The organism is Pseudomonas sp. UMAB-08, assembly GCF_900095225.1.
In the GTDB taxonomy this organism is placed as follows: domain Bacteria; phylum Pseudomonadota; class Gammaproteobacteria; order Pseudomonadales; family Pseudomonadaceae; genus Aquipseudomonas.
This window is the reverse complement of the sequence record NZ_LT607414.1, coordinates 218,221-243,139: the sequence shown is the minus strand read 5'-3', so window position 1 is coordinate 243,139 and position 24,919 is coordinate 218,221. Positions and strand designations below refer to the sequence as shown.

At 58.9% G+C, this 24,919-nt stretch carries 25 protein-coding genes; 13 read left to right on the top strand and 12 right to left on the bottom strand.

The annotated features are described in order from the left end of the window. Window positions 1-162: 162 nt before the first annotated feature. From pedF to K0F75_RS01055, 12 genes are all read left to right on the top strand, one after another. Window positions 163-600 (top strand): cytochrome c-550 PedF, encoded by a 438-nt coding sequence (pedF, locus tag K0F75_RS01110; protein WP_219059921.1) that lies wholly within the window; start codon window positions 163-165, stop codon window positions 598-600. A 5-nt stretch (window positions 601-605) separates the two neighbouring features. Continuing rightward, a complete protein-coding gene (locus tag K0F75_RS01105) occupies window positions 606-1,481 on the top strand; it encodes an ABC transporter substrate-binding protein (RefSeq protein ID WP_219059920.1) in 876 nt (291 codons plus the stop codon). Window positions 1,482-1,521: 40 nt separating this feature from the next. Beyond that, window positions 1,522-2,307: a quinoprotein dehydrogenase-associated SoxYZ-like carrier gene (locus tag K0F75_RS01100; RefSeq protein ID WP_219059919.1), complete on the top strand. Its 786-nt coding sequence runs from the start codon at window positions 1,522-1,524 to the stop codon at window positions 2,305-2,307. Window positions 2,308-2,336: 29 nt separating this feature from the next. Continuing rightward, window positions 2,337-3,275, top strand: a complete 939-nt coding sequence (locus K0F75_RS01095) for a quinoprotein relay system zinc metallohydrolase 1 (protein ID WP_219059918.1) — start codon at window positions 2,337-2,339, stop codon at window positions 3,273-3,275. Window positions 3,276-3,407: 132 nt separating this feature from the next. After that, window positions 3,408-5,183, top strand: coding sequence for a PQQ-dependent methanol/ethanol family dehydrogenase (locus K0F75_RS01090; protein WP_219059917.1), 1,776 nt, complete (start codon window positions 3,408-3,410; stop codon window positions 5,181-5,183). A 210-nt stretch (window positions 5,184-5,393) separates the two neighbouring features. Continuing rightward, complete coding sequence (locus K0F75_RS01085; protein WP_219059916.1) at window positions 5,394-6,914, top strand: aldehyde dehydrogenase family protein; 1,521 nt, start codon at window positions 5,394-5,396, stop codon at window positions 6,912-6,914. A 229-nt stretch (window positions 6,915-7,143) separates the two neighbouring features. After that, window positions 7,144-7,215, top strand: a complete 72-nt coding sequence (pqqA, locus tag K0F75_RS01080; protein ID WP_010209364.1) for a pyrroloquinoline quinone precursor peptide PqqA — start codon at window positions 7,144-7,146, stop codon at window positions 7,213-7,215. A gap of 160 nt (window positions 7,216-7,375) precedes the next feature. Continuing rightward, window positions 7,376-7,654: a pyrroloquinoline quinone biosynthesis peptide chaperone PqqD gene (pqqD, locus tag K0F75_RS01075; protein WP_219060334.1), complete on the top strand. Its 279-nt coding sequence runs from the start codon at window positions 7,376-7,378 to the stop codon at window positions 7,652-7,654. A 175-nt stretch (window positions 7,655-7,829) separates the two neighbouring features. Next, window positions 7,830-8,993, top strand: coding sequence for an alcohol dehydrogenase-like regulatory protein ErcA (ercA, locus tag K0F75_RS01070; protein WP_219059915.1), 1,164 nt, complete (start codon window positions 7,830-7,832; stop codon window positions 8,991-8,993). Then, entirely contained in the window at window positions 8,977-10,707 is a 1,731-nt protein-coding gene (locus K0F75_RS01065; RefSeq protein WP_219059914.1) for a NahK/ErcS family hybrid sensor histidine kinase/response regulator, read from the top strand. The genes ercA and K0F75_RS01065 overlap by 17 nt, the downstream gene beginning before the upstream one ends. Window positions 10,708-10,902: 195 nt before the next feature. Then, window positions 10,903-11,901, top strand: coding sequence for a response regulator (locus K0F75_RS01060; RefSeq protein WP_219059913.1), 999 nt, complete (start codon window positions 10,903-10,905; stop codon window positions 11,899-11,901). 3 nt (window positions 11,902-11,904) lie between these two features. Then, on the top strand, window positions 11,905-12,858 hold the full coding sequence (locus K0F75_RS01055; RefSeq protein WP_219059912.1) for a sensor domain-containing diguanylate cyclase: 954 nt from the start codon (window positions 11,905-11,907) through the stop codon (window positions 12,856-12,858). Between the two features lie 82 nt (window positions 12,859-12,940). Here the strand turns inward: K0F75_RS01055 and K0F75_RS01050 are convergent, their stop codons facing one another. From K0F75_RS01050 to ribBA, 7 genes are all read right to left on the bottom strand, one after another. After that, complete coding sequence (locus K0F75_RS01050; RefSeq protein ID WP_219059911.1) at window positions 12,941-13,984, bottom strand: LLM class flavin-dependent oxidoreductase; 1,044 nt, start codon at window positions 13,982-13,984, stop codon at window positions 12,941-12,943. A 60-nt stretch (window positions 13,985-14,044) separates the two neighbouring features. Next, the gene (locus K0F75_RS01045) at window positions 14,045-14,530 is read right to left on the bottom strand and encodes a flavin reductase family protein (RefSeq protein WP_219059910.1); all 486 of its coding nucleotides are present in this window, start codon (window positions 14,528-14,530) and stop codon (window positions 14,045-14,047) included. A gap of 172 nt (window positions 14,531-14,702) precedes the next feature. Continuing rightward, window positions 14,703-15,857: an ABC transporter ATP-binding protein gene (locus tag K0F75_RS01040; RefSeq protein ID WP_219059909.1), complete on the bottom strand. Its 1,155-nt coding sequence runs from the start codon at window positions 15,855-15,857 to the stop codon at window positions 14,703-14,705. 17 nt (window positions 15,858-15,874) lie between these two features. Then, window positions 15,875-16,684 (bottom strand): ABC transporter permease, encoded by an 810-nt coding sequence (locus K0F75_RS01035; RefSeq protein WP_219059908.1) that lies wholly within the window; start codon window positions 16,682-16,684, stop codon window positions 15,875-15,877. 6 nt (window positions 16,685-16,690) lie between these two features. Then, window positions 16,691-17,635: an ABC transporter permease gene (locus tag K0F75_RS01030; protein WP_219060332.1), complete on the bottom strand. Its 945-nt coding sequence runs from the start codon at window positions 17,633-17,635 to the stop codon at window positions 16,691-16,693. Then, window positions 17,632-18,657 (bottom strand): ABC transporter substrate-binding protein, encoded by a 1,026-nt coding sequence (locus K0F75_RS01025; RefSeq protein WP_219059907.1) that lies wholly within the window; start codon window positions 18,655-18,657, stop codon window positions 17,632-17,634. The genes K0F75_RS01030 and K0F75_RS01025 overlap by 4 nt, the downstream gene beginning before the upstream one ends. A 271-nt stretch (window positions 18,658-18,928) precedes the next feature. After that, entirely contained in the window at window positions 18,929-20,038 is a 1,110-nt protein-coding gene (gene ribBA / locus K0F75_RS01020; RefSeq protein WP_219059906.1) for a bifunctional 3,4-dihydroxy-2-butanone-4-phosphate synthase/GTP cyclohydrolase II, read from the bottom strand. An 87-nt stretch (window positions 20,039-20,125) separates the two neighbouring features. Between ribBA and K0F75_RS01015 the strand changes: the two genes are divergently transcribed. Continuing rightward, complete coding sequence (locus K0F75_RS01015) at window positions 20,126-20,419, top strand: DUF1330 domain-containing protein (protein WP_219059905.1); 294 nt, start codon at window positions 20,126-20,128, stop codon at window positions 20,417-20,419. Between the two features lie 16 nt (window positions 20,420-20,435). On the opposite strand, the gene K0F75_RS01010 is transcribed toward K0F75_RS01015, so the two are convergent. The 5 genes from K0F75_RS01010 to K0F75_RS00990 form a co-directional block, all read right to left on the bottom strand. Continuing rightward, the gene (locus K0F75_RS01010) at window positions 20,436-20,999 is read right to left on the bottom strand and encodes an NUDIX hydrolase (protein WP_219059904.1); all 564 of its coding nucleotides are present in this window, start codon (window positions 20,997-20,999) and stop codon (window positions 20,436-20,438) included. Window positions 21,000-21,001: 2 nt separating this feature from the next. Continuing rightward, window positions 21,002-21,754, bottom strand: a complete 753-nt coding sequence (locus tag K0F75_RS01005) for a GntR family transcriptional regulator (protein WP_219059903.1) — start codon at window positions 21,752-21,754, stop codon at window positions 21,002-21,004. A gap of 125 nt (window positions 21,755-21,879) precedes the next feature. Beyond that, window positions 21,880-23,331: an NAD-dependent succinate-semialdehyde dehydrogenase gene (locus tag K0F75_RS01000; protein WP_219059902.1), complete on the bottom strand. Its 1,452-nt coding sequence runs from the start codon at window positions 23,329-23,331 to the stop codon at window positions 21,880-21,882. 68 nt (window positions 23,332-23,399) lie between these two features. Then, complete coding sequence (locus tag K0F75_RS00995) at window positions 23,400-23,885, bottom strand: flavin reductase family protein (RefSeq protein ID WP_219059901.1); 486 nt, start codon at window positions 23,883-23,885, stop codon at window positions 23,400-23,402. Between the two features lie 11 nt (window positions 23,886-23,896). Beyond that, window positions 23,897-24,919: aldehyde dehydrogenase family protein (locus tag K0F75_RS00990; RefSeq protein WP_219059900.1), on the bottom strand; the 1,023-nt coding region annotated here is incomplete at its 5' end.

Sequence of the window (24,919 nt, the reverse complement as noted above, 5' to 3'; positions counted from 1 at the left end):
GTGGTCGCTACAAGGTTCTTTTTACCCCTGACATCAAGGCAATCGCCACATGCCCTACTACCAAGGGAGGAGATGGCGGCCACCAAAGCAGCATTCGGTTGCGCTGACTTGGTTCCTAAGATGGCTGCATAGCTTTTTGCGTGCAATCTCGAGGGCATAACAATGACAACAAAACGCAACGCCTTACTGATAGTAGGTTTAATGGCTGGCTTGGCCGCCAGTGGTCTGGTATCGGCTCACGGCAACGTGGTCCCGCAAGCGGTGGCTACCGACGGTCTGACTCCGGTAGGCACTGAATGGCTGACTGAAAACCCCTATCGCAATTCCAAGGATCATGACCGGGCGCTGGAAATCGGTGCATCCGCCTATAACCAGAACTGCGCGGCCTGCCATGGCCTGGAGGTCATCTCCGGCGGTATCGCCCCAGACCTTCGCATGCTGGAACCTGGTGCTGCTGGCGACGAATGGTTCGTTGAGCGGGTGAGAAACGGGGCGGTGCGTGATGGTCGGGTTTATATGCCGAAAATGGCTGACTACCTGAGCCAGGAAGCACTCTGGGCCGTCCGCACCTATCTGGATAGCGTGCACGTCGAGGAGTGACGGCTATGCGTTTCTATGCGCTGTTGTTGAGCGGCTTGCTGTTGTGTTGCCAGGCAGTGCAGGCGCAAGTTCGTAGCTACGACACCATGATCGAATCCGGAGTGCTCAAGGTCGCGGTCTACGAAGACTTCGCGCCTTACAGCTTCAAAGACCATGATCAGCCGCGGGGTGTCGATGTCGACCTCGCTGCTGCGTTGGCCAAGGCCCTCGGCGTGCGCATGGAATTGCTCTGGGCGCCGCCGGGGGAAAAGCTCGACGATGATTTGCGCGACTCCATCTGGCGTGGCAGCAACTTGCGGCATCAGCAGTTGGCCGATGTGATGATGCGAGTGCCCTATGATCGGGATTACTCGCTCAAGCGCAACGATCAGGGTGAGCTGGCAAACGGTCATGTGGTGATGTTCGGACCCTACCAGACTGAATGTTGGCAGGTCGCCTTCGACCGTCGACGAATGGATGCCGTGCCCAGCGTTGCGGTGTTTCAGGAACATCCTGTCGGTGTCGAAGTCGACAGCGTCCCGTCGTTCTATATGACGTCCGTGTTCAACGGCATGCTCAGCGCCAAGACCCATCACTACCCAAGTGTGCAGCAGGCTTTTGTTGCGATGAAGGGCGCCGAGGTCGATGCGGTAATGGGCATGCGCGGTGAAATCGATTGGCAAGTGCACCAGGCCAATGATTCGAACCTGGCCCTGGCGGAAAACGCGTACCCGAACATGGGACGGCAACGCTGGGAAATCGGCATGGCGGTGCATGAAAGTAACCACCAGATGGCCTATGCCCTGGAGGAAGCGCTGGAAGCCCTGATTCGTGACGGCAGCGTGCAAAAGATCTATGCCAGTTACGGTCTGCGTTACGACATCCCGGAGATGTATCAATAGGGGTGACTGATCAACAGTACGTCATCAGGAGCGATGCGCGATGAACTGGCGAGTGACCTGTTTGCTGGCGGCCTGCCTGCCGATGTGGGTGCTGGCGGCGGGCGCCGATCCGGACACATCGCTGGAGAGGGCGCCGGGCAAGGATCCAGTCACCTCGGTGATGTGGGACTTCTATCACCATAAAATGCTCAAGGGTGCGCCCTACGTTTTCGATCAGCAGGTGATCCTGCGGGCGCCACCGTTCGCCGAGGATTCGCGTCAGGTACCTATCGAAATCGATGCCAGGGCCTTCAAAGGCCAAGTGGTGCGCATTCTGGCCTGGGCTGAACTCAATCCGTTGCCACAGATCGTTGACTTCCAGCCGGGGGATCAGGTCTTGCCGTGGCTGGCGATTCGCATCCGCATCGAGCAGTCAACGCCCCTGCGGGCGGCGGTGCTGACCCGCGATGGCGTATGGCACGTCGGCTCTACCGAGATCTCCGCTGCCGGAGGCGGGTGCACGGCGCCCAGCGTGGTGCGTACTCAGGCAGGCTGGGAAGAACATATCGGCGAGGTCCTGGGCGGACGTTATCCCCGTAACGATTTCAGTCGTTTGAGGCTGCAGATTGCCCATCCGATGGATAACGGGATGGTCAGTGGCATTCCCGAGTTTTACCTCAATCACGCCGAATTACGTGACGCCAACGATAAGACCCTGGCGACGCTTGAGCTGTTTCCGGCGGTCAGTGAAAACCCGACCTTGGGGTTCGACATACAAGGTGCCGGGCAAACCCGACTGTTGCTGCGCGACAACAGCGGTAACGAATTTAATGCGGTCGTCAATTAACGGCTGCGGGCTGCCGTGCGGAGAGCGCCATGCGTGTGTTGATCTTGTTATGCCTGTGCCTGAGCCTGAGTCAGCCGGTACTGGCCGATCTGGACTATGCGCTGCAACCTCGGCAGATCGCCGAAGGTACCTGGTTGCTGGAAGGCAGCACCGATAACTTCGCCAAGGCCAACGGCGGCAATATCGTCAATACGGCGTTCATCGTCACCGACAGCGGGGTGGTGGTGATCGACACGGGACCCTCGCGACGCTACGGCGAAGCGCTGCGCAAGGTGATTGCCGCCACCACCGACAAACCAGTGATTCAGGTGCTGCTGACTCATCATCATCCCGATCATGTGCTGGGCAACCAGGCGTTTGCCGATGTGCCTATTGGCGCGTTGGCAGGGACCACCGAGTTGATGCGTCAGCACGGCGATGCATTGGCTGAAAACATGTACCGCATGGTCGGTGACTGGATGCGCGGCACCGAGCTGCACCTGCCGACCCAGGTTCTGGAGAGCGGTACGCTGACGATTGGGGGTCATCCTTTGCGTTTGCTGGCCCTCAGCGGGCACACCGGTGCTGACCTGGCGATTCTCGATGAGAAAACCGGTGTGCTGTTTGCCGGCGATCTGGTTTTTTATCAGCGGGCCCTGACCACGCCCAATACACCGGGCCTTGGCGTATGGCTGGCGGATGTCGACCGCCTGGAAGCCTTGGCGTGGAAAGTCATCGTGCCCGGTCATGGTCCATTGGCTGAGGATCACCGGCCGTTCGTCCAGATGCGCGACTATCTCGGTTGGCTGGACACCTTGATGGCGCAGGGTGCAGCCAGTGGCGCTGACATGTCCGAACTGATCCGCAGCCCGATTCCGGAACGCTTTGCCGGCATCAGCCTGAGCCGCTACGAATTGATTCGCAGCGTCAGCCATCTGTACCCGCGCTACGAAAAACAGGGGATGAAACGCCTCGATGACCGTCAATAAACCGGTCTACCTACTAAGGAACTAGAAAACTCCATATTGCGGGCAATTGTTGGCGGGGCCCCCGCGACCAAGAATCCGTATCAGACCGGGAAGATTTCCCGAGCACAACAAAAAACCGCAAAGGTAGCCGTCATGACCCAAACCGCACGTCGCCAACCCTTCGCTCTGAGCCTGCTCTTGAGTGCCATGCTGATGTCAGGCGCCGCCCTGGCCGGGGTAACCGATCAGGAGATTCTCAACGACCCCAAGAACCCGGAACAGATCGTTACTAACGGTCTGGGCGTTCAAGGCCAGCGCTACAGCCCGCTGGACATGATCACCACCGACAACATCAAGGATCTGCGCCCGGTCTGGGCCTTCTCCTTTGGCGGTGAAAAGCAGCGCGGTCAGCAAGCGCAGCCGTTGATCAAAGACGGCGTCATGTACCTGACCGGCTCCTATTCGCGGGTGTTCGCGGTAGATGCACGCACCGGCAAGAAACTGTGGCAATACGATGCACGCCTGCCCGATGACATCCGTCCCTGCTGTGATGTGATCAACCGTGGTGTTGCGCTGTATGGCGACCTGGTTTACTTCGGCACCCTTGACGCCAAGCTGGTCGCTCTGAACAAGACCACCGGCAAAGTGGTCTGGAGCAAGCAAGTCGCCGATCATAAAGCCGGCTATTCGATCAGCGCCGCGCCGCTGGTGATTAACGGCAAATTGATTACCGGGGTCGCCGGTGGCGAGTTCGGCGTGGTTGGCAAAATCGAGGCTTACGATCCGAAGAACGGCGATCTGCTGTGGACCCGACCTACCGTGGAAGGTCACATGGGTTACGTCTACAAAGACGGTAAGGCAGTCGAGAACGGTATTTCCGGTGGCGAGGCGGGCAAGACCTGGCCTGGCGATCTGTGGAAAACCGGCGGTGCGGCGCCTTGGCTGGGCGGTTACTACGACCCGGAAACCAATCAATTGTTCTTCGGTACCGGTAACCCGGCGCCCTGGAACTCGCACCTGCGTCCTGGCGATAACCTGTACTCCTCCTCGCGTCTGTCGCTCAACCCGGACGACGGCACCATCAACTGGCACTTCCAGAGCACGCCTCATGATGGCTGGGACTATGACGGCGTTAACGAGCTGATCTCGTTCAACTATCAGGAAAACGGCAAAACCATCAAGGCCGCAGCCACTGCTGACCGTAACGGCTTTTTCTACGTGCTGAACCGTACCAACGGCGAGTTCATCCGCGGCTTCCCGTTCGTCGACAAAATTACCTGGGCAACCGGCCTGGATAAAAAAGGCCGTCCGCTCTACAACGAGGCCAGCCGTCCAGGCGCCCCGGGTGGCGAAACCAAAGGCACTTCAGTTTTCGTAGCGCCAGCCTTCCTCGGTGCTAAAAACTGGATGCCGATGGCCTACAGCCAGGACACCAAGCTGTTCTATGTGCCGTCCAACGAGTGGGGCATGGAAATCTGGAACGAAGACATCACCTACAAGAAGGGCGCAGCGTTCCTCGGTGCAGGCTTCACCATCAAGCCGCTTAACGAGGATTACATCGGCGTACTGCGTGCGATCGACCCGGTTACCGGCAAGGAAGTCTGGCGCCACAAGAACTACGCGCCGCTGTGGGGTGGCGTAATGACCACCAAAGGTAACCTGGTGTTTACCGGCACACCTGAAGGCTTCCTCCAGGCGTTCAACGCCAAGACGGGCGAGAAGGTTTGGGAGTTCCAGACCGGTTCCGGCGTATTGGGCTCTCCTGTCACATGGGAAATGGATGGCGAGCAATACGTCTCCGTGTTGTCCGGCTGGGGCGGTGCGGTGCCATTGTGGGGCGGCGAAGTAGCCAAGCGAGTCAAAGACTTCAACCAGGGTGGCATGCTCTGGACGTTCAAGTTGCCTAAAGAGTTAGTGGCCAAGCACTGACTTTAATCAGGGGTAGCTGACCCGTCTGAGGAGGGGCGTGATGCGGTGTATCCGGTCACGCGCCTTCGCAGGGTTCCAGCGCCCTCTAATTACGACCAAAGAACGAGACTCCCCCTGCCAACGGCGCATTCGTTTGGCGCCTGCGGCTGTCTACCATCGGATCATCGCTTGTTCGACCGACAGGCTACGACCCGTACAGAGGCCACAATAATGATCTACGCACAACCCGGAACCCCAGGCGCTGTTGTTACGTTCAAGCCGCGCTATGGCAATTACATTGGCGGTGAGTTCGTGGCACCGATTAACGGCGAATACTTCACCAACACATCGCCTGTCAACGGTGAAGTCATCGCCGAATTCCCGCGTTCCACCGCCGCTGATGTTGAACGCGCGCTGGATGCCGCTCACGCCGCTGCCGATGCCTGGGGCAAGACCTCGGCTCAGGATCGTTCGCTGGTGCTGCTGAAAATTGCCGATCGCATCGAACAGAACCTTGAAATACTCGCCGTTACCGAAACCTGGGACAATGGCAAGGCCGTACGCGAAACACTGAACGCCGACGTCCCGCTGGCTGCTGACCATTTCCGTTATTTCGCCGGGTGCATCCGGGCTCAGGAAGGCGGCGCCGCAGAGATCAACGAGCTGACCACTGCTTACCACTTCCACGAGCCGCTGGGCGTGGTCGGGCAAATCATTCCCTGGAACTTCCCGCTGCTGATGGCCGCCTGGAAACTGGCGCCCGCGTTGGCCGCAGGCAACTGCGTAGTGCTCAAGCCTGCCGAGCAAACGCCGCTGTCCATCATGGTGTTTGCCGAGCTGATCAACGACCTGCTGCCGCCGGGCGTTTTGAACATCGTTCAAGGCTTTGGCCGTGAAGCCGGTGAAGCCCTCGCCACCAGCAAGCGTATCGCCAAGATCGCTTTCACCGGTTCGACTCCAGTGGGCGCGCACATCATGAAATGTGCGGCCGAGAACATCATTCCGAGCACCGTGGAACTGGGTGGCAAGTCGCCTAATATCTTCTTCGAAGACATCATGCAGGCCGAACCGCAGTTTATCGAGAAGGCCGCTGAAGGCCTGGTGTTGGCGTTTTTCAACCAGGGCGAAGTCTGCACCTGCCCATCGCGTGCCCTGGTTCAGGAATCGATCTACGACGCGTTCATGGTCGAAGTGATGAAAAAAGTCGTCAAGATCAAACGCGGCGACCCACTGGACACCGAGACCATGGTCGGCGCTCAGGCGTCCGAGCAGCAATATGACAAGATCCTTTCGTACCTGAAAATTGCCCAGGAAGAGGGTGCTGAGCTGTTGACCGGCGGCGCGGCGGAACGTCTGGAAGGCGATCTGTCCACGGGCTACTACATTCAGCCGACGCTGCTTAAAGGCAACAATAAAATGCGCGTGTTCCAGGAGGAGATCTTCGGCCCAGTGGTCGGTATCACCACCTTCAAGGACGAAGCCGAAGCCCTGGCGATTGCCAACGACAGCGAGTTTGGCCTGGGTGCCGGTCTCTGGACCCGCGACATCAACCGTGCGTACCGCATGGGCCGGGCGATCAAGGCCGGTCGCGTCTGGACCAACTGCTATCACCTGTACCCGGCGCACGCCGCGTTCGGTGGTTACAAGAAGTCCGGTGTCGGCCGTGAAAACCACAAGATGATGCTCGATCACTACCAGCAGACGAAGAACCTGCTGGTCAGCTACGACATCAATCCGATGGGCTTTTTCTAATCTAAAGCTTCGAAGCGGGACGCGTAATTGCACGCCTGCTGCCACGGAACCCGCAAGGATCCGTGGCAGCAGGTTTGCCTGGGAAAAACCATGGCGGTGTCTCTGACAGCGTCATGACCCCCTACCAACGCACCCCACAAACACCCCCCAAAGTAGCATTCGAACCTACACCCCTCACGTGTATTAATTGACCTACCGGAATTGACCGGCCCAAGAAGAGGATTGACCTATGTGGACCAAACCCGCGTTTACCGATCTGCGCATTGGCTTTGAAGTGACGATGTATTTCGCCAGCCGTTGATCAATCAAGTCCCGGCCTATCGTTGCGTTGGCCGGGGCGTTTCTTGTTCGCTGGAGCACTCAGTATGCTCATCCAGAATTTCGGGTCTGCCGCCGGTGGCGGTTGCCCTCCAATGACACCGCACTCCTGCAACGGCGCGAGCGTCCTGCTCGACAACACGATGAGTGCCAGCAAGCGTGAGCGCATACCAGCCCTCAGGCACGGTTTTCGTCTGCAATGGGAGCCTCACCAGCGCTGTCGCGTTCTGCTTTACCCTGACGGCATGGTCAAACTCAGCGACAGTGCCGGGGTCATTCTTCGCAAGGTCGATGGGCTGCGAAGCACGAATGTGATTATTGAGCAGCTGTGCGAAGGATTTCCCGTCACACCGGGGGTCGATGACGACATCCTGGTCTTTTTAGAAGTCGCCCATGCCCAGCAATGGATTGAGTTCCATTAACCGGTCTGGCGCGCTGCTCTGGCTGTTGGTGGGTTGACGTATCGTTGCCCGGCCGTGTTCGCGAACGAAAGGCTTCTCGACTGTTCTTCAAGGTGTGAGCAATGGTCTGATTGCATTCGCCCCGAGATGGTTTAGGCTGGCGCCCATCTCCGATAACAACAAAAACAGGCTTTGTATGAGCCCTAGCATCAGTCAATTGCGCAAATTCGTTTCTCCAGAAATAATTTTCGGTGCCGGTAGTCGGCACAATGCGGGCAACTACGCCAAAACCTTCGGTGCCCGTAAGGTATTAGTGGTGACTGATCCCGGCGTAATCGCTGCGGGTTGGGTCGCTGACATCGAGGCCAGCCTGCGAGCGCTGGACATCGACTACTGCCTGTACAGCGATGTATCCCCTAACCCGCGGGTTGAGGAAGTGATGCGCGGTGCCGACCTTTACCGTGAAAATCACTGCGACGTGATTATCGCTGTAGGGGGCGGCAGCCCGATGGACTGCGGCAAGGCCATCGGCATCGTTGTCGCCCATGGGCGGAGCATCCTCGAATTCGAAGGGGTGGACATGATTCGGGTGCCAAGCCCGCCACTGATCCTGATCCCGACCACCGCAGGCACCTCCGCTGACGTCTCGCAATTCGTGATCATCTCCAACCAGCAGGAACGGATGAAGTTCTCCATCGTCAGTAAGGCGGTGGTGCCGGACGTCTCGCTTATCGACCCGGAAACAACACTGAGCATGGATCCGTTCCTCTCGGCCTGTACGGGTATCGATGCGTTGGTGCATGCCATTGAAGCCTTCGTTTCTACCGGCCACGGGCCGCTGACCGATCCCCACGCGTTGGAAGCCATGCGTCTGATCAATGGCAATCTGGTGCAGATGATTGCCAATCCAGGCGACATTGCATTGCGTGAAAAAATCATGCTCGGCAGCATGCAGGCCGGGCTGGCGTTCTCTAACGCGATCCTCGGTGCAGTGCATGCGATGTCGCACAGCCTGGGCGGTTTCCTCGATCTGCCTCATGGCCTGTGTAACGCCGTGCTGGTCGAGCACGTGGTGGCGTTCAACTACAATTCAGCGCCGGATCGCTTCAAGGTGATTGCCGAGACCTTCGGCATTGACTGCCGGGGTCTAAATCACCGGCAGATCTGCCAGCGTCTGGTGGAGCATCTGATCGCCCTCAAGCGTTCTATCGGCTTCCATGAAACCCTTGGCCTGCATGGCGTCAGCATGGCGGACATTCCGTTTCTTTCGCAGCACGCGATGGATGATCCCTGCATTCTCACCAACCCGCGGGCGTCCAGCCAGCGCGATGTTGAGGTGGTCTATGGCGAAGCCCTCTGAGGACCAGCAACGAGCCCTCGCGGGGTTGCTGGGTCTGGGCAATCATTCGGCGCGCAAGAGCCACTACCCGGAGCTGGCCGTACGTCTGGATGAACTCGAAAAAGAGCGTAATCGCTACAAATGGCTGTTCGAGCATGCGGTGCACGGGATTTTTCAGGCAAGCCTGAAAGAAGGCCTGCGTGCGGCGAACCCCGCTTTGGCGAGAATGCTGGGCTACGACGATCCGCAAGAGGTGTTGTTTTCCCTGGCCGACCTTGCCGGCAACTTGTTTGCGGGCGGTGCAGCGGAGTTGGAGACCATCGGCGACATACTGCTGCGCGAGCGCAGCCTGCTGGGCTATGAAACCCAGTTGCGACGCAAAGACGGTAGCCATGTCGATGTGCTGATGAACCTGCTGCTCAAACCGGATCAGGATGGCCTGGTCGAAGGCTTTGTCGCTGACATCACTGAACGCAAGTTGGCCCAGCAGCACTTGCAGCAGCTTAACGATGAGCTGGAGCAACGGGTGACTGCCCGCACCAATGAATTGCTGGAAGTGAACCGCAACCTGCAACAGCAGATCGTCCAGCGGGCGGAAATCGAGCGGGCATTGCGCGAAGCCCGTGACGCCGCTCAGGCCGCCAATCGCAGTAAAGACAAATACCTCGCGGCTGCCAGCCATGATCTGTTGCAGCCGCTTAACGCTGCCCGGTTGCTGATCTCGACCTTGCGCGAGCGGCAATTGCCTACGGCTGAGCAGGTATTGGTGGAGCGGACCCATCAGGCGCTGGAAGGCGCTGAAGACCTGCTGACGGATCTGCTGGATATTTCCAGGCTGGATCAGGCCGCGATCAAGCCCGACATCGAATTGTATCGACTCGACGAGCTGCTGGCGCCGCTGGCCTCGGAGTTCCAATTGGTGGCCGAAGCGGCAGGATTGAATCTGCGCGTGCGCATAGGGGACTTTGCGGTAAGTACCGATCTGCGTTTGCTGACGCGGATTATGCGTAATTTTCTCAGCAACGCCTGCCGTTATACCGCGCAGGGCAACATTTTGCTGGGCGCACGGCGACGGGGCGATTACCTGCGCCTTGAAGTCTGGGACACCGGGCGCGGCATTGCCGAAGACCGCCTCGATTCGATTTTCCTGGAGTTCAATCAACTGGATGTCGGCCGTGCGGCTGACCGCAAAGGGGTGGGCCTGGGACTGGCAATCGTCGAACGCATCGCGAAAATTCTGGGTTATCGGGTCCTGGTGCATTCACGACCGGGGCGGGGATCGATGTTCGCTATCGAAGTGCCTCTGTCGCACGAGGTTCCGCTACCAGCCAATGTCGTGGTGCAGCAGCATCCGGTTGCGGGTAACCCTCTGCCGGGTCGCCGCCTGTTGGTGGTGGACAACGAACTGAGCATTCTCGAAAGCATGGCTGCGTTATTGGGCCAGTGGGGCTGTGAGGTCCTGACGGCCACCGATCAGGACAGCGCGCTGGCGGTATTGCAAGGGCAACCACCGGAGCTGATTCTGGTGGACTTCCACCTGGATCACGGGGTGATTGGTTGCGATGTGGTCACGCACCTGCGCGAGCATTTCGGGCAATCCATTCCTGCCGTCATGATCACCGCTGACCGCAGTGATCAATGTCGTCGTTCGCTGCGAAAGCTGGGTGCACCGCTGCTGAATAAACCGGTAAAACCTGGAAAACTGCGGGCAGTGTTAAGTCAATTGCTGGGTTAGGTACCTTAATACGGCATGAGCACAAAGATTGCATAAGCCAGTCGCGCGGGTTAATAAGGTGGTCTTTATACCCATTGGCTCTAAGAACGCCTCAGACATTTTGGCGGCGGCGCTCTGATTGGTTTTCTTGCGTAACAAATAGCATCCGTACTCGGGGCTAACCCCTGAAACTCTTTTGCAGTGAGAAAGAACACAATGCCCATGATTCCCCTGCTGATATGCGACGACTCCAATATGGCGCGCAAGCAGCTATTGAGGGCTTTACCCGCCGATTGGGGCGTCTCGGTCACGATGGCGACCAATGGCCGAGAGGGACTTGAGGCCATTCGTCAGGGGCTGGGGCAGGTGGTGTTGCTCGATCTGACGATGCCGGAAATGGACGGGTATCAGGTCCTGGCCGCTGTCCGGGCGGAAAATCTGCAAGCGAAGATCATTGTGGTTTCCGGCGATGTGCAGACGGAAGCGATACGGCGTGTGCTCGAATTGGGCGCCTTGGCCTTCCTGAAAAAGCCGGCCGATCCGGACGAACTCAAAAAAACGCTCGAAAGCCTTGGTCTGTTGGGCGAGCCTCAAACGGCTACCGCCATCGCGCGGGAAGTCCCCGAGACGCAGACCAGTTTTCAGGATGCGTTTCGCGAAACCATCAACGTCGCCATGGGGCGTGCCGGGGCGTTGCTGGCCCGAGTGCTGGGTGTGTTCGTCCAGTTGCCAGTGCCGAATGTGAACATGCTGGAAGTGGGTGAACTGCACATGGCGTTGGCCGACGCGCAGAACGGTGACCGGCTGACAGCAGTCTGTCAGGGGTATATCGGCTGTGGTATCGCTGGCGAAGCGTTGCTGATTTTTCACGGCTCCGAAATCGCTGATATGGCGAAATTGATGCAGCGGGACTCGGTCGAGTATTCGGACATGGAAATGCTCCTGGACTTGTCGACGATTCTGATTGGAGCCTGTTTGAGCGGGATCGCCGAGCAAATTGACGTGGTGTTTTCCCAGGGCCACCCGCAAGTACTCGGTGAGCAGGGAGGCATCGAAGAGTTGATCCGGGTTAATAAGCAGCGCTGGAAGAAAACCCTCGCAGTGGAAATCAGCTACAGCCTGGAGGGCCACAATATTCATTTCGATCTGTTGATGTTGTTCACCGAAGACTCGGTAGAGCGGCTTTCAAAAAAACTCGCCTACGTGATGAGCTGAACCATGAACGATCACATCGATATCAAAGAGCTTCACTGGTTGCTGACCATCGTGCAGAGCATCGACGTGGGTGTCGTAGTCTTCGACCGGGATTTCCGGGTGCAGGTCTGGAACACTTTTATGGAGAACCGTTCCGGCGTGGTGCCGAACGAGGCCAGCGGCCAATCTTTTTTCACTCTGTTTCCCGAAATCAATGAGGCATGGTTCCGCAAGAAGGTCGACAACGTAGTCACTCTTGGTACGCCTGCGTTCACCATCTGGGAGCAGCGACCTTATCTGGTGCATTTCAAGAACTACCAGCCGATTACCGGCCAGGAGGACTTCATGTACCAGAACACCACCCTGTTTCCGTTGCGTTCGATCAACAGCGAGATTGGGCACATCTGCCTGGTGATCTATGACGTGACCGACGTGGCTACCCACGCGCACCAATTGCAGGCGGCCAATAGTCAGTTACAGACGCTGTCCAGCACTGACCGGCTGACCGGTTTGTACAACCGTGGTCACTGGGAAGAGGCCCTCAAGCTCGAATACGCACGCTACCTTCGGTACGACACGGCGACAACGTTGGTCATGTTTGATATCGATCACTTCAAGCGCGTCAATGACACCTACGGCCATCAAGCGGGCGACAAAGTGATTCAGCTCGTTGCCGAAACCGTGCGTCAGCATATCCGCGATGTTGATATTGCCGGTCGTTATGGCGGTGAGGAGTTCGCAGTGTTGTTGCCTGACACCCATAAAGCCGGTGGGGTTGTGTTTGCCGAACGTCTGCGCAAGGCGATCGAAGCACAAGAGGTCATTCACGACGGCCATTCAATCCGCTGCACCATCAGCCTTGGCGTGGCAGACATGAGCCAGCCGACGTCCGACTACAAACACCTGATCGAATGGGCCGACCAGGCGCTGTATGTTTCCAAGACCAATGGCCGCAACCTGGTGTCGGTGCACGACTAAGGGGTGAGGGGTGTGAGGGGGGAGTCGCTGATAGTACACAGTCGGGCTCCCTACAGGCCCGACTGTGTACAGAACTGCCAGTTTATTCGAACGCCGGCATGACCTGCTTGATGAACAGTTCCAGCGATTTCTTCTTCTCGGCGTGGGGCAAGCTGTTGTCACACCAGAAGCTGAACTCATCAACGCCCAGTTCCTGGTAGTACTTGATCCGGGCAATGACCTCTTCCGGGGTGCCGATCATGGTGTTCTTGTGGATGTTTTCCAGTTCGAACTCCGGACGATCCGCAAATTTCTCTTCCGGGCTCGGCGCAAGGAAGCCATTGACGGGCACTTGCTTGTTGCCGAACCAGGCGTCGAACGTGCGGTAGAAGCGCGAGATTGCCTTGGCGCCGACTTTCCAGCCTTCGGGGTCGTCGACACTGTGGACGTGGGTGTGGCGCAGTACCATCAATTGAGGGCGCGGAACCTCTGGATTATTGGCCAGCGCGGTTTCGAACTTGTTCTTCAAGTCGAGCACTTCTTCGTCGCCTTTCATCAGCGGCGTGACCATGACGTTGCAGCCGTTCTTCACTGCGAAGTTATGCGAGTCCGGATCGCGGGCGGCAATCCACATGGGCGGATGCGGTTTCTGGATTGGCTTTGGCACGCTGGTGGAGGTGGGGAATTTCCAGATATCACCGTCATGGGCATAGTCGCCTTCCCACAGCTTGCGCACCACCGGGACCATTTCACGCAGGTGATTACCCCCTGAAGCAGCGGGCATGCCATCGGCCATACGGTCGAACTCGATCTGATAAGCGCCACGCGCGAGCCCGACTTCCATCCGTCCATTGCTGATCACGTCAAGCAGGGCGCATTCACCCGCGACGCGTAATGGATGCCAGAACGGCGCAATGATTGTGCCGGCGCCCAAGTGGATGGTGGTCGTGCGCGCGGCGAGGTAGGCCAGCAGCGGCATCGGGCTTGGGGAAATAGTGTATTCCATGGCGTGGTGTTCGCCGATCCAGACGGTGCGGAATCCGCCCGCTTCGGCCATCAGGGTCAACTCGGTCAGGTCTTCGAACAATTGGCGATGGCTGACGTCCTCATCCCAGCGTTCCATGTGCACGAATAAAGAAAATTTCATGACGCATTCCTCGAATCTTTTTAGTTAGCCCGTCAGGTGCAGGTGCGCGACGGTTTTGGATCAAGCAAAGGCTGGCAGTGCGCCCATCTTGCCGAGGCAGTACACCAACGGGCTGGTCTGTTGCTGAGGGACGATAAGGTTTTTCACCGCACCCACCATGATGGCGTGATCGCCGCCTTCGTACTCACGCCACAGCTCACACTCAATGATCGCGGTGGCGTTGTTCAGTAGCGGATTACCCAGTTCGCTGAGCGTCCACTCGATACCTAGCGCCTTGTCTTTGCCTTTGCGGGCAAAGGCATAGGCTTCAGTCTGCTGTTCGCCGGAGAGAAAATGGATAGCGAAGCGTTTGTTCTTGATCAGTACCGGGTAAGAGTCCGAACTGTAGTTGGGGCAGAACAGCACCAAGGCCGGTTCCATCGACAGCGAACTGAAAGCGCTGGCCGTCAAGCCGACGATTTCGCCATCGTCATCCAGCGTGGTGATCACCGTCACGCCGGAGGGAAAAGAGCCCATGACTAGTTTGTAGACACTTGCATCGATCATTGGATTTTCCTCAGGTGACGGTGGCGCCAGGCCTAATTGGATGGTTTGTATGTCTGATGGTATACCGTAATACCTTCTTTGCAAGTGGTATTTTTCCCCTGCAACGAAGACGATATTTCAGGCAAAAAAAAGCCGACGCCTCGATAGAAACGTCGGCTTGGCGGGGAGGGGATCAGTGTGCGCCAGCCGCCTTGTTCAGGTCGCTTTCGGTCCATTGGGTATAGATGCAGGCATCGGCGGCTGCCCAACGCACGCGCACCGGGTCCCCCTCTTTGAGAGGCATTCCGGCGGCAGACAACGCCTTGACGGTCATCGCTGTGCCGCCTGCGGTAACGACGCTGCAGGTCTGGCTCTCGCCTAGAAACAGCACTTCACCCACCTTGGCTGCCACTTCGTTCCAGCCTGCCGCGAGCGGCTCGTTCCGGGCCTGTTCTACGCTCAGGGCCTGGGCTTTTTCCGGGCGTACCATCAGCAGCACGTCCTGATCGCTCTGGAGCCCGGAGGTCAGGCGGATCGACAGGGGTTGGCCCTCAAAGACACCCACGGCATTGCCCTGGGCCTTGAGCTTGAGGAAGTTCGAGTTGCCGAGGAATGACGCAACGAACGCATTTGGCGGGTTCTGGTACAGGTCATAACCGCTGCCCAGGCCGACAATCTTGCCATGGCTGAAAATTGCGATGCGCTGTGACAGGCGCATGGCTTCCTCTTGGTCATGGGTCACGTAAACGATGGTGATACCCAGCCGGCGATGCAACTGACGCAGTTCATCCTGCAAATCCTCCCGCAACTTTTTATCCAGCGCGCCGAGGGGTTCGTCCATCAGCAGGATGCGCGGCTCGTAGACCAGCGCCCGGGCAATCGCCACGCGTTGCTGCTGCCCGCCTGACAGTTGCGAAGGGCGGCGATGGGCGAACTGCTCGAGCTGCACCAGCTTGAGCATGGCGTCGACCCGGCGTTCGCGCTCAGCGCTGGCGAGTTTGCGGATGACCAGCGGGAAACCGATGTTGTCGCGTACCGACAGGTGCGGAAACAATGAGTAGCGCTGGAACACCATGCCAATGTCGCGCTTGTGTGGCGGTACGTTGACCAGAGACTGACCGTTGACCAGGATCTCCCCGGAGCTGGGCGTCTCGAAACCGGCCAGCATCGACAGGGTGGTACTTTTGCCGGAGCCGCTGGAGCCGAGGAAGGTCAGGAATTCACCGTCCTGGATATCCAGCGAGATGTTGTCCACGGCGGCGAAGTCGCCGTAATGCTTGTTCAGGTTGCGCAGGCTGACCAGGGTCTTGTTGGCCTGCTGCGCAGGGTCTTTGATCACAGCACTCATGTCGTACTCCTAGGCGCTCAGGCGCTGACTTCGTTGCGCCGGCGCACAGCGGCGGCGATCACCATGACCAGCACCGACAGCGCGATCAGCAGCGTCGAGGCGACGGCGATCACAGGTGTCAGGTCCTGACGCAGGGTGGTCCACATTTTTACCGGCAAGGTTTGCAGGGTCGGGCTGGCCATCATCACGCTCAGCACCACCTCGTCCCACGACACCAGAAAGGCGAACAGGGCGCCCGCCACCATGCCGGGGCGAATCGCCGGGAATGTCACCCGGAACACCGCCTGCAGGCGCGAAGCACCACAGATCACGGCAGCGTCTTCGATGGACTGGTCGAACAGTTTCAGTGAGTTGATGATCGAGATAATGGTGAACGGCAACGCGACGATCACGTGGCTGACCACAAACGCAAACATCGTCCCGGTGTAACCCAGTTTGAGGAACAACGCGTACACGGCCACGGCGATGATCACCAGCGGTACGATCATTGGCAGGGTGAACAGGCCGTAGAGCATTTCCCGGCCCCGGAAGCGCCCGCGCACCAGGGCAAAGGCGGTCGGCAAGCCCAGAGCTACAGCAAAGACCGTGGTCAGGACCGCGACCTTGAGGCTGGCGAAGGCGGCGTCCATCCAGTCGGGATTGGAGAAAAACTGGCTGTACCACTTCAATGTCCAGCCTGGCGGCGGGAACACCAGCCACTGAGAGGAACCGAACGACAGCAGTACGATGAACACGATGGGCAGCAGCAGAAACAGCGCAATAGCTCCGGTGGTGAGGTACAGGCCCAAACGCATGCGTCGGCTCATCGCATTGGCGGTCAATAACATGATGGTTTACCTCGAGTTGCTGGAGCCGACCGGGGATTCCGGTTGCAGCTTCAGGTAGAAGTAGAACAGCACCAGCGTGATCAGGATCAGCAATGCTGCACCTGCACTGGCCAGACCCCAATTGAGGAAGGACTGCACCTGCTGGATGATGAATTCCGGCAGCATCATGTTCTGTGCGCCACCCAGCAGGGCCGGGGTGACGTAGTAGCCCAGAGACATGACGAACACCATCAACCCGCCGGAGAACAACCCCGGACGGCACAATGGCAGGAACACCCGGAAAAAATTGCTCCATGGGCTGGCACCACAAATGGAGCCGGCCTGCAGGACCATGGGGTCAATCGCTTGCATGGTGGCCTGCAGCGGCAGAACGATGAACGGGATCATGATGTAGCTCATGCCAATCACCACCCCGGTCAGGTTGTGCACCATTTCCAGGGGTTGATCGATGATGCCCATGGCCATCAAGGCCTTATTGATCACCCCGGAAGCCTGGAGCAGCACGAGCCAGGAATAGGTCCGCGCCAACAGACTGGTCCACATCGACAGCAAGACGATATTGAGTATCCAGCGCCCCCAGCCACGAGGGACCAGGGTGATCGCCCATGCCAGAGGAAAGCCCAGCAGCAGACTGAATACTGTTACCAGACCCGCCACGGCGAAGGTGTTGAACAGCACGCGGGCGTATGCGGAGTTGGCGAACAACTCGGCATAGTTTCCCAGCCCCGGCGTGGGCTCAAGCACGCCACGCAGTAACAGGCTGACCAGCGGTGCGAAGAAAAACAAGCCGAGGAACAACAGCGCCGGGATCAGGTTGCTGGCACCGCGCCAACGCTGCATCAGTGGAGTGGAATGCTTCATGACCGCAGCCTTGTCTGGAGCCGGGTCGGCAGCGCCAGAGGCGCTCCCGACCGGGTTGGATTGACGGAGCGCGGTGGCCGTCATTTTCATTTGAGAAGCCATTCGTTCCACCGTGTCGCGATGGTCTGACCATTCTTGGCCCAGTACGCGAAGTCGAGAGTGATCTGATCCTTAGCGTAGGCAGTCGGCAGGTTAGGTGCCAGTACTGAGTCCAGACGTTGCACGCTGTCGGTGTTGACCGGTGCATAGGCGGTCAGGTTAGAGAAATCGGCCTGGCCTTTGGCTGAGCTGGAGTTGGCCAGGAAACGCATGGCCGCCTCCTTGTTTTTTGAGCCTTTAGGGATGACCAGGAAGTCAGCCATGACCAGGTTCTGTTTCCAGCTCACACCGACCGGTGCGCCATCTTCTTGCAATGCGTGGATCCGGCCGTTCCAGAACTGACCGAGGCTGGCTTCGCCGGAGGCCAGCAGTTGTTGGGATTGCGCGCCGCCACCCCACCAGACGATGTCTTTCTTGATGGTGTCGAGTTTCTTGAACGCGCGATCCAGATCCAGCGGGTAGAGCTTGTCGGCGGGCACGCCGTCGGCCAGCAGCGCCAATTCAAGCACGCCTGGGCTCGGCCACTTGTACAGCGCGCGTTTGCCTGGGAAGGTCTTGGTGTCGAATAACGCTGTCCAGTCTTGCGGGGCTTTGCCGCCGAGCTTGCCTTCGTTGTAGCCGAGGACGAAGGAGAAGAAGAACGAGCCAACGCCATAATCGGAGACGAAGCGCGGGTCGATCTTGTCGCGCTGGATAACCTTGAAGTCCAGCGGTTCGAGCAGGCCTTCAGCCGCTGCGCGCAGGGCGAAGTCAGCCTCTACATCGACTACGTCCCATTGCACGTTGCCGCTTTCGACCATCGCCTTGAGTTTGCCATAGTCGGTAGGACCGTCCTGGACCACCTTGATGCCACTGGCTTTGCTGAAAGGGTCGGCCCAGGCCTGCTTCTGCGCGTCCTGAGTCGAGCCGCCCCAGCTGACGAAGCTGATGCTTTCAGCCGCGATGGCTGCGTTGCAAGTGATTGCCAACAAGCTTGCAGCAAGTACCGCAGCTGCGCGTTTATTCAACACCATTTTTACGCCCTCATTTGTTGTGTTTTGAGCGGGCTGTTGACGCCCGCCTATCGGGAGCAGTAGGTCCATCGGGGCCTTGAACATTGACCGTGCCAGGGGCTGTTGTTGTGTGCTGTCCCTTTCGGGCGCACCTGGAAAACTATCCGGTCGATGGAATATCATATTATGGTATTCCAAACTTTCTGCAAGGGTTTCGCCTCACCGATTGTCTGTCTTTATCTTGTTTTTTGTTCTGTGCGGTTCGTCAGCTGTAGGGAATCGTTTGACGCCATCAGCCTACAAACGGAATGCTTTCCACCACTTCCAGGTTGTACCCGGTCAGCCCTGCATATTTCAGTGGCGGCCCGAGATGGCGTAGTTTTCCAACACCGATGTCTTGCAGAATCTGTGCCCCGGTGCCGACTTCTGAATAGATGCGCGATTGTGAGCGGGTGTATTGCCGTGGTGGCTGGGTCAGTTGCGGAATCCGCTCAAGCAGCGCCTGCGAAGATTCGTGGTTGGCCAATACCACCACCACGCCGCAGCCTTCTTCGGCTACTTTTTGCAACGCGGCCCACAGCGTCCAGTTCGACGGTCCGGTGTATTCGGCACCCACCAGATCGCGCAGTGGGTCGATCACATGCACGCGAACCAGGGTCGGGTCTTCGCGACGAATATTGCCCATGACCATGGCCATGTGGACGCCACCTTCGATCCTGTTTTCGTAGGTGATCAGCCGGAAAGTACCGTGAACGGTAGGAAGTTCGCGCTCGCCGATGCGCGTTACAGTGCGTTCGGTGCTAAGTCGGTAATGGATCAGGTCGGCGATGGTGCCGATTTTGATGCCGTGTCTGGCGGCGAACACTTCCAGGTCAGGACGACGGGCCATGGTGCCGTCATCGTTCATCACCTCAACGATCACCGACGCCGGAGTAAAACCGGCCAGCCGCGCCAGGTCGCAACCGGCCTCGGTGTGCCCGGCGCGTGTCAGCACACCGCCTTCCTTGGCCCGCAACGGGAAGATATGCCCTGGTTGCACCAGGTCTTCTGCGCGGGCATTGGCGGCGACAGCGGCTTCGACAGTGCGTGCGCGGTCAGCCGCGGAGATCCCGGTAGTGACTCCGCTTGCGGCTTCGATGGACACCGTGAACGCCGTGCTGAACGCACTGCCATTACTCGGCACCATCTGTTCCAGCCCAAGGCGCTGGCAATGTTCGTCGGTCAGGGTAAGGCAGATCAGGCCGCGTGCTTCCCGCGCCATGAAACTGATCGCCTGAGCCGTGCAGCGGTCAGCGGCGAGCAGCAGGTCACCTTCGTTTTCTCTGTCCTCATCGTCGACCAGCAGGACCATTTTGCCTTGGCGGTAATCTTCGATGATGTCTTCTATGCGGTTGAAGGCCATGCTCTGGGCTCTCTGCGTAGCGGATGATGATGGGTTCGTTTTTATGGTATACCATAATACAAAATAAACAGGAATAACGAGGTCGTTATGAAGGCTTACTGGATCGCTCACGTCGATGTCGCCGACCCGGATCAATACGCGCAATACACCCAGCGCGCGCCAGCAGCGTTCGCGCTGTTTGGCGGCAAACTGCTGGCCAGGGGCGGGCGTTCCGAAGCGATGGAGGGCAGGGCGACGCCGCAACGCAGCGTGGTGATCGAGTTCGAGTCGTATGAGCAGGCGCTGGCGTGCTACCACTCGGAGCAGTATCAGCAGGCGTGCGAGTATCGCCAGGGCGCGGCCAAGGCGGAGGTGATCATTGTCGAGGGGTATGAACCTTGAGCGTTAGCCGGAGGATTCAGCGGATGAAATGGATTTTTCCGCTGTCGTCATTGCCCATATAGATGCCGTAGACCCCGGCCTGGCGTTCTTCTATGTAGCGTTCGAGGATCTGCCGGATGGCCGGGTAGTAGATGCTGTCCCAGGGAATGTCTTCGGGTGCGAAAAAGCGGCAGTCGAGGGTTTCCGGGCCATATTGCCCCGTGTTCTCCACGGCGATGGCGCGGAAAATGATGTAGACCTCGCTGATCTGCGGCACGCTGAAAATCGAGTAGGGCGAGACGATTTCCGCGCGGACGCCCGTTTCTTCCCAGACCTCGCGCAGGGCTCCCTGCTCAGTGGTTTCACCACTTTCCATGAAGCCTGCGGGGAGGGTCCAGGTGCCGGGACGTGGCGGGATCGCACGTTGGCACAGCAGGTACTTGCCGTCCTGCTCGATGATGCAGCCGGCAATGATCTTCGGGTTGATGTAATGAATGTAACCGCAGCCGCTGCACATCAAGCGCTCATGGGTGTCGCCAGGCGGGAGTTGATGACGGAGGTCACCGCTGCCGCATTGCGGGCAAAAGCGCGGGCTGGGCATGTTCAGCGACCTATGCGCGGTTCTTTGAGGGCGATGGGTGAGACGATTTCACGCACCTTGCCGGTTTCGTTCTGTTTCAGCTTGAGATAGTCCAGCGCCACTTTGGCGGCTGCCCGCACGTGGTCGACCGAGGCCTGATGCGCGGCCAATGGGTCGCCGCTCTTGATCGCCTCGACGATGTGTTCCATTTCCAGATTACTGACGCCGCGGCGGTTTTCCTGGGACACGGAAGTGGCGCGCAGGTAGCTGATGCGTGCCTGCAACTGGCGCAATTGAGTGGCCGCGACGTGGTTGCCCGAGCCTTCGAGCAGAACGTCGTAGAAGCCTTGCACCGAGTCGAGTACTTGCTGCAGTTCGCCGTCCTTGAGCGCCTTGCGGTTCTCTTCAAGGGCTTTTTCCAGGGCGCGTATGTCCTTGGCTTTGGCTCTCAGGGTGAACAGCTGGACGATCAGGCCTTCGAGCACGCAGCGTAGCTCATAGATATCGCAGGCATCTTCAAGGGTGATGATGGCGACACTCGGACCTTTGGCGTCGGCGAATTCCACCAACCCTTCGGACTCCAGGTGGCGCAGGGCTTCACGAACCGACGTACGGCTGACGCCGAGGCGCTCGCAGAGATCTCGCTCGACCAGACGGTCTCCCGGCAAAAGCTGGAAGTTCATGATGGCGCTTCGCAGTTTATCCAGCACGATTTCGCGCAGGGTAATGGGGTTGCGATTGACTTTGAAGCTGTCGTCAAGTGGCAGGCGTTTCATTGGGGCCGCTCTGAGTGGGGCTGTCCATGCAAAAGGAGCACCTTGATCGAGGATCTGCGGTGCTCCAGTCATTATTCAAAACAATGGCCGAGTTTATCATGTCGGGTTCTTTAAGCGACAAGCCCTCAAAGCCCACCCATCAAGGTGTATTTGAGCTCCAGGTAATCTTCGATGCCGTATTTCGACCCTTCGCGGCCCAGTCCTGAGGACTTGATTCCGCCGAAGGGCGCGACTTCTGTGGAAATCAGCCCCTCGTTGATCCCGACCATGCCGTACTCCAGGCCTTCGCTCATGCGCCATGCACGCCCCAGATCGCGGGTGTAGCAATAGGCCGCGAGGCCAAACTCAGTGTCGTTGGCCATGCGCAACGCCTCGCTTTCGCTGTCAAAGCGGAACACGGCGGCCAGCGGACCGAAGGTCTCTTCACGGGCGACTTTCATCCCGAGTGTCACCTCTGCAAGCACCGTCGGCTGGAAGAAACCATGGCCCAGCGCATGACGTTCGCCGCCGCAGACCAGGCGAGCGCCTTTAGCCAGGGCATCCTGCACATGGTCCTCGACCTTGGCCACTGCCCGCTCATTGATCAATGGGCCCTGGCTGACGCCGTCGTCGAAACCGTTGCCGACCTTCAGCTCGCGGACACGCTCCTCAAGCCGGGCGACGAACGCGTCGTGGATGCCGTTCTGCACCAGGAAACGGTTGACGCAGACGCAAGTTTGTCCGGCATTTCGAAATTTTGCGATCAAGGCGCCTTCGATCGCGCGTTCCAGGTCTGCATCGTCGAACACAATGAAGGGGGCATTACCGCCGAGTTCCAGAGAGACCTTTTTCAGCGTCGGGGCACACTGGGCCATCAGCAACTTGCCAATGGCCGTGGAGCCGGTGAAGGACAGTTTGCGCACCTCGGCACTGCTGGTCAGCTCGGCGCCGATGGCAATAGCATCGCCCGTAATAACGTTGAAAATCCCGGCGGGAATACCCGCCTGCTCCGCCAGCACGGCCATGGCCAATGCCGAGAACGGTGTTTCCGGGGCCGGTTTGACGATGCACGGGCAACCAGCAGCCAGTGCCGGACCGGCTTTGCGGGTAATCATCGCTGCCGGGAAGTTCCACGGAGTGATCGCCGCGACGACGCCAATCGGCTCCTTGCTGACGACGATCCGTGCGTCGCCCTTATGGCTTGGAATGGTGTCGCCATAGATGCGTTTGGCTTCTTCGGCGAACCACTCGATGAAACTGGCTGCGTAGAGTACTTCACCCTTGGCTTCGGCCAATGGTTTGCCTTGTTCCAGGGTGAGGATCTCGGCTAGGGCGTCGGCGTTTTCCAGCATCAACGCGTGCCAGCGCTTGAGCACCGTGCTGCGGTCCTTGGCCGTGCGTGCGCGCCAGGCTGGCCACGCGGCATGGGCGGCGGCGATGGCATCGCGCGCTTGCACAGCGCCGAGGTTCGGCACGTGACCGATGACGTCACCCGTGGCCGGGTTGTAGATGGCGTGGCGAGTACCGTCTTGGGCGTCACACCATTGGCCATCGATAAAGGCCTGCTGTCGGAACAGTTGCGAGGCTGCTGGGGTCATGCCGGCTCCCGGAAATAAAAAGGGGCCGCGACCGAAAGTAAGGTGGCGTGCGGCCCTGAAAAATTCGCTCAGGCGAGGGTGGGCAGGGGGCCCAGCTTGCCGCGGTGATAGATCATCGGCGTCACCGGCTGATCAGGCAGGATCAGGTTTTTTACGGCCCCAACGATGATTGCGTGGTCGCCGCCATCGTACTCGCGCCACAGCTCGCACTCGATGATCGCGGTGGCCTGGGCCAGCAGCGGGTTGCCGAGTTCGCTCAGGTGCCACTCGATGCCTTTGGCTTTGTCCTTGCCTTTACCGGCGAAGGCGTAGGCGACCGCCTGCTGGTCCGCCGACAGCAAATGAATGGCGAAGCGTTTGCTGTCGCGCAGGATCGGGTAGGTGTCGGAGGCGTAGTTGGGGCAAAACAGCACCAGTGCAGGGTCAATCGACAGCGCACTGAAGGCGCTGGCCGTGATGCCGACGATGCCGCCTTGAGGGTCCAGGGTGGTGACTACCGTGACCCCGGAGGGGAAGGAGGCCATGACCTCCTTGTAAATGCCAGGTTCGATCATTTCAGGTCACCTCAACGCATGACAAAGGGGTCGGGCATCGGTGCCGACGACAGGTTGATCCACACGGTTTTCAGTTCGGTATAAGCCAGCACCGAATCGATGCCGCTTTCGCGACCATAGCCACTGTTCTTGAATCCACCGATGGGCGCCATGGCTGAAACAGCACGGTAGGTGTTGACCCAGATGATCCCGGAGCGCACATCCCGTGCCATGCGGTGAGCGCGGCCCAGATCGCGGGTCCAGATGCCTGCGGCAAGACCAAACTGCGAGTCGTTGGCAATGGCCAGTGCCTCTGCTTCGTCCTTGAAACGGATCACTGACGCGACCGGTCCGAAGACTTCTTCTTGCATGATCTTCATCGAATTGCGGTCACATTCGAATAGGGTCGGCTCGTAATACCAGCCGTCATTGTCCATCTGCGGGCGCTTGCCACCCAGGCGCAGATGAGCACCTTCGGCGATGGCGTCGGCCACCAGACCTTCGACAACGGCCAATTGCTGAGCGGTGGCCATCGGGCCCATCTCGCTGGCGTCGTCCTGCGGATTGCCGATACGGATGCGCTTGGCCCGTTCAACCAGACGCTCGACGAATTCGTCGTAGATCTCATCCTGGACCAACAGGCGTGAACCAGATACACAGCTCTGTCCGGACGCGGCATAAATACCGGCGATGGCACCGTTGATCGCGCTGTCGAGGTCGGCGTCGGCGAAGATTATATTCGGTGATTTGCCGCCCAGTTCCAGCGACAATTTGGCAAAATTCTCGGCACTGCTGCGCACCACATGACGGGCCGTTGCCGCGCCGCCGGTAAAGGCAATTTTGCGCACCAGAGGGTGGCGGGTCAGGGCTGCACCGGTGCTGGGGCCATAGCCGGTAACAACGTTGACTACACCGGGCGGGATACCCGCTTCCAGGGCCAGACGGGCCAGCTCGAGAACCGTTGCGGACGCGTGTTCCGAGGGCTTGAGCACGATGGTGTTGCCCGCCGCGAGGGCTGGCGCCAGCTTGATCGCGGTCAGGTACAGCGGGCTGTT